The 10,627-nt window shown below is 71.7% G+C and carries 9 protein-coding genes; 1 reads left to right on the forward strand and 8 read right to left on the reverse strand.

Annotated features, from left to right (window positions below; all coding sequences use genetic code 11):
* Positions 1-47: 47 nt before the first annotated feature.
* Genes Q7F20_RS16065 through Q7F20_RS16100 form a run of 8 tightly spaced genes read right to left on the reverse strand, consistent with a single transcriptional unit; the run spans position 48 to position 9,647 of the window.
* Entirely contained in the window at positions 48-818 is a 771-nt protein-coding gene (locus tag Q7F20_RS16065) for an SDR family oxidoreductase (RefSeq protein ID WP_305741075.1), read from the reverse strand.
* 41 nt (positions 819-859) lie between these two features.
* Positions 860-2,467, reverse strand: coding sequence for an ABC transporter ATP-binding protein (locus Q7F20_RS16070; RefSeq protein WP_305741076.1), 1,608 nt, complete (start codon positions 2,465-2,467; stop codon positions 860-862).
* Positions 2,464-3,354, reverse strand: a complete 891-nt coding sequence (locus tag Q7F20_RS16075; protein ID WP_305741077.1) for an ABC transporter permease — start codon at positions 3,352-3,354, stop codon at positions 2,464-2,466. Before Q7F20_RS16075 ends, Q7F20_RS16070 begins: the two co-directional genes overlap by 4 nt.
* Positions 3,351-4,334, reverse strand: a complete 984-nt coding sequence (locus Q7F20_RS16080; RefSeq protein WP_305741078.1) for an ABC transporter permease — start codon at positions 4,332-4,334, stop codon at positions 3,351-3,353. The genes Q7F20_RS16075 and Q7F20_RS16080 overlap by 4 nt, the downstream gene beginning before the upstream one ends.
* On the reverse strand, positions 4,331-5,893 hold the full coding sequence (locus tag Q7F20_RS16085; protein ID WP_305741079.1) for an ABC transporter substrate-binding protein: 1,563 nt from the start codon (positions 5,891-5,893) through the stop codon (positions 4,331-4,333). The genes Q7F20_RS16080 and Q7F20_RS16085 overlap by 4 nt, the downstream gene beginning before the upstream one ends.
* Before the next feature lie 54 nt (positions 5,894-5,947).
* Positions 5,948-7,270, reverse strand: a complete 1,323-nt coding sequence (locus Q7F20_RS16090) for an NtaA/DmoA family FMN-dependent monooxygenase (RefSeq protein WP_305741080.1) — start codon at positions 7,268-7,270, stop codon at positions 5,948-5,950.
* Positions 7,267-8,610 carry an LLM class flavin-dependent oxidoreductase gene (locus Q7F20_RS16095; RefSeq protein WP_305741081.1) on the reverse strand — a complete coding sequence of 448 codons (1,344 nt, stop codon included), beginning with the start codon at positions 8,608-8,610 and terminating at the stop codon, positions 7,267-7,269. The genes Q7F20_RS16090 and Q7F20_RS16095 overlap by 4 nt, the downstream gene beginning before the upstream one ends.
* Positions 8,607-9,647, reverse strand: a complete 1,041-nt coding sequence (locus Q7F20_RS16100) for an LLM class flavin-dependent oxidoreductase (RefSeq protein WP_305741082.1) — start codon at positions 9,645-9,647, stop codon at positions 8,607-8,609. The genes Q7F20_RS16095 and Q7F20_RS16100 overlap by 4 nt, the downstream gene beginning before the upstream one ends.
* Positions 9,648-9,784: 137 nt before the next feature.
* Between Q7F20_RS16100 and Q7F20_RS16105 the strand changes: the two genes are divergently transcribed.
* Complete coding sequence (locus tag Q7F20_RS16105) at positions 9,785-10,594, forward strand: DUF427 domain-containing protein (protein WP_305741083.1); 810 nt, start codon at positions 9,785-9,787, stop codon at positions 10,592-10,594.
* The last annotated feature ends 33 nt before the right edge of the window (positions 10,595-10,627 follow it).

Consider the following 10,627-nt stretch of genomic DNA (forward strand, 5'->3'; position numbering starts at 1 on the left):
GGTGCCAGCTGGCACCGCGCCTCCCGTCCGTCAGGTGCTCGCGCGCACTACCCGCGACCGACGAACGGCATGGCGGTCGGCATGACCGTCAGATTCGGGACGTTCGTCCCGGCCGGCATCCCGGCCATGTACGCGATCGCGCGGCCCGTCTCCGCGACGTCCATCGTCGGCTCGGGGCGGATCGAGCCGTCCGCCTGGAGCGTGCCGTCCGCGGCACCCGCTCCCATCGTGGTGGCGGCGTTGCCGATGTCGATCTGACCACAGGCGATGCCGAACGGCCGACCGTCGAGCTGCAGCTGCTTCGTGAGACCGGCCACCGCGTGCTTGGCCACGGTGTAGGGCGCGGACAGCGGACGCGGCGCATGTGCGGAGATCGACCCGTTGTTGATGATGCGGCCGCCCTGTGGCGTCTGGGTCCGCATGATCCGGAACGCCTCCCGGGCGCAGAGGAACGAACCCGTGAGGGTCACGTCCAGCACCGCGTTCCAGGTGTCGAGCGTGATCTCGTCGAGCGGGGTGGCCGGTGCACCGGTGCCGGCGTTGTTGAACAGCAGGTCGAGCCTGCCGAACCGTGCGACCGCCTCCGTGAAGAGCCGTCGGACGTCCGCCTCGACCGACACGTCCGCGACCACCGGGACGATCCGCGTCGAGGTCTCGGCGATCTCGTCGAGTGGCCCACGCCGTCGTCCGGCCACCACCACCGTCCACCCGTCGGCGGCCAGTGCGCGTGCGGCGGAGCGGCCGATGCCGCTCCCGCCGCCGGTCACGACGGCGATGCGGCGGTCACGGGCGTGGTCGGTGACGGAGTCGTCGCTCATGGCGGCACGCTACCGCGGACGCCCGTGCGCCCGCCCGTTCGTCACGCGTCGACCACCCCGCCGGGCACCGGTGCGACCAGACCCGCGCGCCGACGGAGGTCGAAGGCAGCCTCGACGAGCTCGCGGGTGCGCGGGTGCCGACCCTCGTCGAACAGCCGCTCGGCCGGGACGACGTCGACGATCCGTCCGGCGTCGATCACCGCGATCCGGTCGGCGACGCGACGGACCACCGCGAGGTCGTGCGAGACGAACACGCACGTCGTCCCGGTGGTGCGCTGCAGGTCGAGCACGAGGTCGAGGATCCGCGCCTGGACGGACACGTCCAGCGCCGAGGTCGGCTCGTCGCACACCACCAGCGGGACGGGGCCGGCGAACGCCCTGGCGATGGCGACGCGCTGCTTCTGACCACCCGAGAGCTGCGCCGGACGACGGTCGAGGACCTCGGCGTCGAGTCCGACCCGGGCGGCGAGGTCCTCGGCGCTGCCCTCCCCGCCGAGCAGTCGGATCGCGCGGCCGAGCACCTGGCGGACGGTCCTCCTGGGGTTGAGCGACGCGTCGGCGTTCTGGAACACCACCTGCACGGGCGGTGTCCGTCGCCCGCGGTCGTCGCTCCGGGCGGACCGCGTGCGCCGCCCGCGGTCGTCGTCCGGGGACGCGGCGGTGGTGATCGTGCCGTCGTGACGGACCAGGCCGGCGAGGGCCCGTCCGAACGTGGTCTTGCCGGACCCGGACTCCCCGACGACGCCGAGGATCTCGCCCCGGTGCAGGTCGAGGTCGATGCCGTCGAGGGCGACCGCCCCGTCGTACTCCTTGCGGAGGCCACGGACCCGGACGAGCACCTCGTCGTCGGTGGTCCCGCGCGCCGCCTTGCCCGCGGTGATGTCCGGCAGCGCCTCGACGAGCTGCACCGTGTAGGGATCGGACGGCGCACCGAGCACCGCAGCGGCGGAGCCCTCCTCGACGAGGACACCGCGGCGGAGCACACCGACCCGGTCGCAGTGCGCCGCGACGAGCGGCAGGTTGTGGCTGATGAGGAGCGTGGCGAAACCGGTCTCCTCGCGCAGCTCGTCGATGAGCGCCATGATCCCCGCCTCGACGGTGCTGTCGAGACCGGTCGTGGGCTCGTCGAGCACGAGCAGCCGCGGGCGGGAGACGAGGGCCATCGCGATCGCGACACGCTGCTGCTGTCCGCCGGACAGCTCGTGCGGGTACCGGACGCCGATCGTGTCCGGGTCGGGCAGCCCGACCCGGGTGAACGCCTCGACGGTGCGGACCTCGGCCTCGCGGTGTCCGGCCCCGATCGCGCGGAGCACCTCGGCGACCTGCCGGCCGACCGGCATCGTCGGGTTCAGCGCGAGGCCGGGCTCCTGGTGCACGACCGCCACGACGTCGCGACGGAAGCGGCGCAGCCGTTCACCGCGCAGGGCGAGGACGTCCGAACCGTCGACGTCGATCGTGGTGGCCCGGACGTCGGCGTCGGGCCCGAGCGAGGCGGTGAGGGTCCCCGCCGCCGTGCTCTTCCCCGACCCGGACTCCCCGACGAGGCCGTAGGACCCGCTTGCCTCGATGGTGAACGACACCGCATCGACGACCCGGACGCCCCGGTACGCGACGGTGAGCCCCTCGACCCGCACCAGTGGCTCGGTCACTCGGTCACCTCCTTCAGGTTGTCGGCGATGAGGTTCGCGGAGACGACGATCGACGCGACCGCGACCCCGGGGAACACGACGGTCCACCAGGCGGCCTGCAGGTAGGCGCGGTTGGCGTTGATGTCGAGACCCCAGTCCGCAGCCGGCGGTTGGGAGCCGAGCCCCAGGAAGGACAGCGAGGCCGTGATGAAGATCGCGGCGCCGAGGCTCAGGACGGCCTGGATCACGAACACGCCGAGCACGTTCGGCAGGAGCTCGGTCAGCATCGCCCGCAGCGAGCTCTCACCCTGCAGCCGGGCGGCCTGCACGTAGGACTTGCCCATCTCGACGAGGACAGCGGCGCGCACGATGCGCGCGATGCCCGGCGCGAACAGCACCCCGACGATGAGCACGAGAGCCGGGGTCGAGACGCCGAACGCCCCGACGAGCACCACGAGGAAGATCAGGCTCGGCAGGGCGAGGAGCACGTCGAAGAACCGCATGAGCGCGGTGTCCACCCAGCCGCGGTGGTACCCGGCGACCAGGCCGAGCGTCCCGCCGAGGACGGTGGCGAGCGCGGCACCGAACGGGCCGATCACCAGCGCCGGACGGGCGCCCGCCGCGACCCGCGCGAAGACGTCGCGACCGAGCGAGTCCGTACCGAACCAGTGTGCGGCGCTCGGGGCCTGGAGCAGCCCGCCCGTCCTCGCGAACGGCTGCAGCCCGAAGGCGTGCCACCCGACCGCGAGCACGAGCCACCAGAGCAGGATGGCGACCGACACCAGGAACGTCGGACGCCGGAGCAGCGCTCGCCACCCACGACGCGTGACCCTGCCGGCGACCGCCTGGACCGGTTCGACCGCGGTGCGGGCGTCGGTGTCGAGCGCGCCCGGGACGACGGCGGTCATGCGGTCGCCTGCCGTTCGAAGCGGATGCGTGGATCGACCACCACGAAGAGCAGGTCGGTGAGCAGCAGCGCACCGAGGGACAGCGCACCGGCCAGCATCACGCCGCTCTCGAGCAGGAGGGCGTCCTTCCGTTCCGCAGCGGTGACGAGGAGGGCACCCAACCCCGGGTACGAGAAGAGCGTCTCGACGATGACGCTCCCGCCGAGCAGGGTGCCGAGGTAGATCCCGAGGACGGAGAACGTCGGGATGAGAGCGTTCCGGATGACGTGCCGTCGGACGATCTGGCCCGTGGTGAGGCCCTTCAGCACGGCGGTCCGGTGGAACTGCGACCGGATCGTCTCGATGGTCCCCGCCCGCACCATGCGCGTGAGCACGGCGAGGTAGGCGAGCGCGAGGACCACCGCCGGCAGCGTCATCACCCGGAGCCGCTCACCGAAGCCGGCGTCGAGTGCACCGGCGGCCTGCACCGGGACCACGCGCAACCACACCGCGAAGACGAGCAGCAGGACGATGCCGACGACGAACTCGGGCACCGCCGAGATCGTGAGCAGCCCGACCGTCACGGCGCGGTCGGAACGACGTCCCTGTCGGTAGGCCTGGAGGGCACCGAGCGCGATGGCGACCGGCACCATGACGACGAAGGCGTACGCCCCGAGCAGGAGCGAGTTCCCGAGCCGACCGAGCACGAGGTCGCGGACGGGTTCGGAGAACACGAAGCTCGTGCCCCAGTCCCCCGTGACGAACCCGCCGATCCAGTGCAGGTACCGCTCCACCAGGGAGCCGTCGAGTCCGTGGTCGGCGTTCCAAGCGCGCACCTGCGCCGCCGTCGCGTACTGCCCGAGCGCGTTGCGCCCGGGGTTCCCGGGGACGACCTGGACCAGCCAGAACGTCAGGATCGAGACCACGACGAGGACGAGCGGGATCTGGACGACCCGCTGCCCGACGAGGGTCAGGAGGCGACGGCGGCGCGCGGTGCTCATGACGAGCTGACCCCGATCCCGCGGAAGTCGAACCCGCCCGGGAAGTCCTGCCCGGACCGGAAGGTGCCGGTGACACGCTGCTGCAGGACGATCTTCGTCGACGCGAACGCCGGCACGATCACCGGCAGGTCGGTCCACTCGATCTCACCGATCTGGTTCGCGATGTCCTGGCGCTCCGACTCCGACGTGGTGGACTCGTACTGGTCGACGAGGTCCTCGAGCTTCGGGTTCGAGTACTTCGACGCGTTCCAGACGGCGCCGGCGCGGTAGATCAGGTCGATGTACTGCGCGGGGAGGCGCTGCGCCCAGTTGGTGATCGTCACCGGGGCGTTGAGCCACGGCGTGTCTGCTCCGTCCGCGTAGTACTGCGCGCTCGTCAGCACCTTGAGCGTCACCGTGAACCCACCGACCGCCTCCAGCTGCTGCTGGATGACCTGCGCGAGTTCCTTCTCGGAGTCGAGCGTCGTGATCTCGAACGAGATCGTCTTGCCGCCGAGCAGCTCCTTGACCTTCGCCGTGTCCTGCTCGCGCTGCTCGAGGCCCTTCGGCTGGATCGCCGAGCTCGGGAAGAACGTGGTGTCGTTGCCGATCGCGGCGTCGCCACCGTAGACCGTCTTGACGATCTCCTTGCGGTCGAGCGCGAGCGCGAACGCCTCGCGCACCTTCGGGTCGTCGAACGGCGCCTTGGTGACGTCGAGGAAGATCCCGTCGAACTTGTTGTAGTAGGGCTCGGTCTCCTTGTGGTCGGAGCCCTTCAGGGTCGTGGCGACGGTCGGGCTGGACGTGATCTGGTCGATCTCGCCGCTCTGGAAGGCCAGGAGCTCGGCCTGCTCGTCGGCGAAGAACTTGATGTCGAGCTTCTGCAGGTCGACGTCCTTCGCGTCCCAGTACTTCGGGTTCTTCGTGAACGTCACGCCCTGCCCGGCGGAGTACTCCGACAGGACGAACTGCCCGGCGCCGACCGGCTTCTTCGCCCAGTTCGTCGACGCCTGGAACCCGGCCGGCTGGATCGTGGTGTTCGAGCCGGTGAGCAGGTACGGGAAGTCCGCGTAGGGCTTCGCGAGGGAGAACGTCACGCCGGTGTCGCCGTCGGCCGCGACCGATGACAGGATGCCGTCGAAGCTCGACTTGCCGGGCGACTGGCTGTCCTTCGCGATGATCGAGTCGAACGTGGCGACGACGTCCTTGCTCGTCAGGGAGGACCCGTCCGAGAACTCCAGTCCGTCGCGGAGGGTCACGGTCCACGTGCGGCCGTCGGAGGAGTCCTTCCAGGACTTCGCGAGGCGGCCCTCGAGCTTGCCCGCAGCGTCCTGGCTGAGCAGCCCCTCGGACGCCAGTCCGACGATGAACATCGCGTTGTAGTCGGACGTGGTGAGGGGGTTGATGGTGCTGTCGGGCTCCTGGAGCCCGAGCGTGTACGTGCCGGATCTCGACGATGATCCGGAAGCACCGCTCCCACTGGAGGAGCAGGCGGCGAGGATCAGCGCGAGGGCGGCTGCGGTGGCGGCGAGGGCGAGGCGCTTGAGGCGACGCCGTCGCGACGTGAGGTCGACGGTCACGATGGACTCCTGGTCTGAGATGAGAAGGAAGGAAGGGAAGGGAGGGTCGGGCGGTCAGCGGTGGGCGCGGTCCGGGACACGGGCGTGCCCGAACCGCTCGCGGAGGGTCAGGTCGTCGTAGGCGGTCGCGGTGCGTCCGCGGCGCTGGAGCTCGGGCACCACGTGGTCGACGAACCGGTCGATGCCGCCCGGCAGGTACGGGAACTGAACGATGAAGCCGTCCGCTCCGCCGTCGTCCGCGAGTTCCTCGAGCCGGTCGGCGATCTCCGGCCCGGTCCCGGTGAGCAGGCTCCGCCGGTACGACCACGAGTAGACGTCCCGTGGCGTCGCCGGTCCGTCGGCGAGGAGCCGCTCGACCGCCGGCTTCGGCGATCGCGTCTCGTTCGACAGATCGAACTCCTCGGCGTAGTCGAAGGGCACGTCGACGTCACGCCCGGACAGGTCCTGCCCGATCTGGTGCGACACGTCCTCGAGGATGAGGGCGTCCGGGGTGAGCGCGAGGATCGCGTCCGCCTCGGCACGGGCGTCCGCCGCGGTCTCCCCCACGACCGGCATGACCGAGGGCATGATCTTCACGGCGTCGGCAGCCCGACCGTGTCGGACCGTTCGAGCACGCAGGTCGTCGACGAACCGACGGACGTCGGCCGCGGACCCGCCGCGCGTGAACACGGCGTCCGCGGTGTCGGCGGCGAGCTCGAGGCCGGACTCGGAGCCGCCGGCCTGGAAGAGGAGCGGATGACCCTGCGGCGGCCGGGCGATGTTGAGGGGTCCGCGCACACGGAAGAACTCGCCGTCGTGGTCGAGCCGGTGCAGTCCGTCGCGGTCGGCGAAGATGCCGGAGGCCGCATCCGCGCGGATGGCGTCGTCGTCCCAGCTGTCGAGCAGCCCGTTGACGACGTCGACGAACTCACGGCCGCGTTCGTACCGGCGGGAGTGGTCGATGTGCTCGTCGCCACCGAAGTTGCGCGCTTCTTCGTCGTACCGGCTCGTGACCAGGTTCCAGGCGGCGCGCCCCCGACTGAGGTGGTCGAGTGAGGCGATGGTCCGCGCCACGTGGTACGGCTCGTTGTAGGTGGTCGAGACCGTGGCGGCCAGTCCGATGCGGGTCGTCACCTGGGACAGCGCGGCGAGCAGTGTGAACGGCTCCGGCCGGAGCGCGCCGTAGTGGTCGACGCCCGACGAGTAGCGGTCCCAGAAGTACAGGCCGTCCGCCAGGAACAGCGTGTCGAAGAACCCGCGCTCGGCGGTCTGCGCGATGTGCCGGTGGTGGCCGATGGTCAGGTGCTCCGCAGGGCGCGACGACGGGTGCCGCCACCCCGTGACGTGGGCTCCTCCCGGGTGGAAGGCGAACGCCCCGAGGAGGATCCGGCCGCTCATGCGGACACCCCCTGCGTGCGGAACCGACTGGCGGGACGGACGAGTCCCAGGTGTTCCCGCAGGGTCGTTCCCCGGTAGGAGCGGTCGTACACCCCGCGCCGCTCGAGCTCGGGGACGACCTGGTCGACGAACCGGTCCACGCTCACCGGGATCGACGAGAACGCCAGCATGAAACCGTCCGCAGCGTCCTGTTCGTAGCGCTCGGTCAGCCAGTCGGCGATCTGCTCCGGCGTCCCCGGGAGGAACCGGCGGCGGAGGATCGTCCGGTACACGTCGCGCAGCGTGCGGGCATCGGCGGCGATCCGGCGGACGGCTTCGTAGACCGACTTGGACTGGGTGACCGCGGACTCGTCGAACACGTGCTCGAACGGCTCGTCGAGCGGTCGGTCGGAGAGGTCCGTCTGCAGGTAGTGGGACAGCAGGTCGAGCGAGACGCGGTCCGGGGTGAGCTCCTCGATCTCGTCGAGTTGCCGCAGCGCGTCCGCCTCGGTGTCCCCGATGACGGGCGACACCGCCGGCAGGATGAGCATCGACGCGGGATCGCGGCCGTTCTCGACCGCCCGACGCTTGTAGTCGGCGTAGAGGGCCTGCGCGTCGGGCAGCGCGTCCTGCCAGAGGGTGAACACGCCCTCTGCCTTCGCTCCGGCGAGGGCGCGCCCGGCCTCCGACGCACCGGCCTGGAACAGCACCGGGTGGGCCTGGGGCGGTCGGGCGATGTTGAGCGGACCGCGCACCCGGAAGAACTCCCCCTGGTGGTCGAGGACGTGCAGGCCTTCGCGCCGGGCGAAGTACCCGGACTCCTTGTCGTGGAGGAAGGCGTCGTCGTCCCAGCTGTCCCAGAGCCCCTGCACGACGTCGACGAACTCGGCGCCGCGACGGTAGCGCACGGAGTGGTCGAGGTTGGCGTCGCGTCCGAAGTTCCAGGCCTCTTCGTCGGAGGCGCTCGTGACGAGGTTCCAGGCGGCGCGCCCCTCGCTGAGGAAGTCGAGCGACGCGAGCTTGCGGGCGACGTGGTACGGCTCGTTGTACGTGGTCGACACCGTCGCCGCGAGTCCGATGTGCTCGGTCCGCTGCGACAGTGCTCCGAGCAGCGTGAAGGGCTCGGTCCGGATGTTCACAGCGTGGTCGATGCCGGACTCGAAGCGGTCCCAGACGTAGAGCTCATCGGCGATGAAGAGCGTCGCGAACCCGCCGCGCTCGAGCGTCTGCGCGAACCGGGCGTAGTACTCGACGTCGAGGTACTGGTCCGGTTCGCTGCCGGGCAGCCGCCAGCTCGTGACGTGTTCGCCGCCCGGGTAGAAGACCATCCCGCCCAGCACGAGGCCGCCGTCGCGCGTCATGCCGCCACCGCCTCGTGCGCCAGCACGCCACCGATGCGCGGGACGACCTGCTCGGCGAAGAGCGCGAGGGCGTCCGCGCGGGCGCCGACGTCACGGTAGCCGTCGTCGACCTGCACGTTGAGCTGCGTCGCGAACCGGGAGTACGGCTTCGACGCGATCGACTCCGCGATGTCGTCGGCCGTCCCGTAGTGCAGGTTGAGCGATGCGGCCTTCTCGGCGAGGGTCGTCGCCGGGGGCAGGAACGTCTCACCCCACGCGTACTTCGCCTCGATGCCGTCGCGGGCCTCGCGGAGGGCGGTCTCGCGGTCGCGGGCCGGGTAGATCGCGGTGGAGAGCGCGACCCGGGGCGTCACCCCGTCCGGCAGGGCGGCCAGGTAGGCGGCGGCGGTGACCTCGGCCGGGACGGTCTGCGTGGTGCCGACGAGCACGCCGTGTCCCCGGGCCGCGGCGACCTCGGCGCTCTCGGCGGTCAGGGTGGCGTCCCAGACCCGGTCGAGCAGGGCGGCACCGTCCGGCTGCAGCAGCGCGGTCCCGGAGCCGAGCGACTCCCCGCGGAGCGCTCCGAGCAGTCGGGCGAGCCGGCCGTCGAACGCCGCGCGGCGGTGTTCCCGGTCGGCGTCGACGAGGTCCGGTGCGAACACGTCGAAGGTCTCAGGGCCGCCGCCGTTCGCGACGCCGAGCTCGACCCGACCACCGCTCAGCGCGTCGAGCACCGCGGCGTCCTCGGCGACGCGGACCGGGTCCTCGTGCGGGAGGGTCACCGCACCGACCCCGAGCCGCAGGGTGGAGGTGCGCTCGGCGAGGGCGGCGAAGAAGACGAACGGTGACGGGAGCCCGCCGCGGTCCGGGGCGTCCCGGTGCCGGAAGTGGAACTGCCTGACCCACGCGCCGTCGTACCCGAGACGCCCCGCCCCGGTGAACAGTTCGAGCTCGTCGCGGTACGCCCGCGCCGCGGGCGGCGCCACCGTGCCGTGCGAGAACACCGCGACCCGCAGGGGCACCGAGGCCACACGGGCGGCCCGTTCGACGTGTGTCATGGAACACTCCCTCGTCAGTGGGGAGATCAGAACACGGGCCACCGACACCGCACGACGGACGGCGTAACGGAACGTTGCGCTACGTCACACAACGTAGGAGTGGGCACGGACGGCGTCCGAGGAGGATGATCACCGGCGTGCCGCACCCCGCCGAATCCGACACCCTCCGCCGTCGCCACCCCGCCCTGCCGGACCACCTCACGTGGGAACCGAGCAGTCGCTGGGTGCGGGCCGTCGTCGACGGCCTGACGGTCGTCGACACCCGCGCGCCGATCCTCGTGTGGGAGGCCGGGCACAAGGTCCCCGAGTACGGGATCCCGCGAAGCGACGTCCGGACGGACCTCCTGTCGCCGGCGGACGACGCGCCCGCGCCCGGCCGGTCGTGGCGTCCGGTGCGCCCGGCCCGGCGCTGGTACCACCTCCAGCTCCCCGACCGGGTCGTGCCGCACGTCGCCTGGTCGTGGGACGACGACGGCCTCGACGGGTGGCTCGGCGTCACCTGGACCCCGGGGGTCCTGGACGCCTGGTACGAGGAGGACGAGCGCGTCATCACCCACCCGCGCGACCCGCACAACCGGGTAGACGCCCTGCCGAGCAGTCGGCACGTCGTCGTCCGGGACGGCGAACGGGTGCTCGCCGACTCCCGCTCGCCCGTCGCCGTCTACGAGACCGGTCTGCCGACGCGCTGGTACCTCCCCCAGGAGGACGTCCGGTTCGACGAGCTCGTCGCCACCGACACCGTCAGCGAGTGCCCGTACAAGGGCCACGCGACCGCGTACTGGGGCGTCCGGCGCCCGGACGGAACCGTCGAGGACGTCGCGTGGTCCTACCCGGACCCCTTCCCCGCGGTGGCCGCGGTCCGCGGCCGCGTCGCGTTCTGGGGCGAGCGTGTGGTCGTCGAGGTGGACGGCGTCCGCGCGCCGTCCGCGGTGGACCTCCGGGTCTGACGGACGGGAGGCGCGGGTCGGGCCCGACCCGCG

Origin of the sequence: Curtobacterium sp. A7_M15, from assembly GCF_030705415.1 — a bacterium.
GTDB lineage: Bacteria > Actinomycetota > Actinomycetes > Actinomycetales > Microbacteriaceae > Curtobacterium.

Bases quoted from the DNA above. Each gene is read 5' to 3' on its own strand.
- Q7F20_RS16095 (WP_305741081.1), bottom strand. From the start codon at position 8,610: ATGACGCGCGACGGCGGCCTCGTGCTGGGCGGGATGGTCTTCTACCCG.
- Q7F20_RS16080 (WP_305741078.1), bottom strand. From the start codon at position 4,334: ATGAGCACCGCGCGCCGCCGTCGCCTCCTGACCCTCGTCGGGCAGCGG.
- Q7F20_RS16075 (WP_305741077.1), bottom strand. From the start codon at position 3,354: ATGACCGCCGTCGTCCCGGGCGCGCTCGACACCGACGCCCGCACCGCG.
- Q7F20_RS16090 (WP_305741080.1), bottom strand. From the start codon at position 7,270: ATGAGCGGCCGGATCCTCCTCGGGGCGTTCGCCTTCCACCCGGGAGGA.
- Q7F20_RS16065 (WP_305741075.1), bottom strand. From the start codon at position 818: ATGAGCGACGACTCCGTCACCGACCACGCCCGTGACCGCCGCATCGCC.
- Q7F20_RS16100 (WP_305741082.1), bottom strand. From the start codon at position 9,647: ATGACACACGTCGAACGGGCCGCCCGTGTGGCCTCGGTGCCCCTGCGG.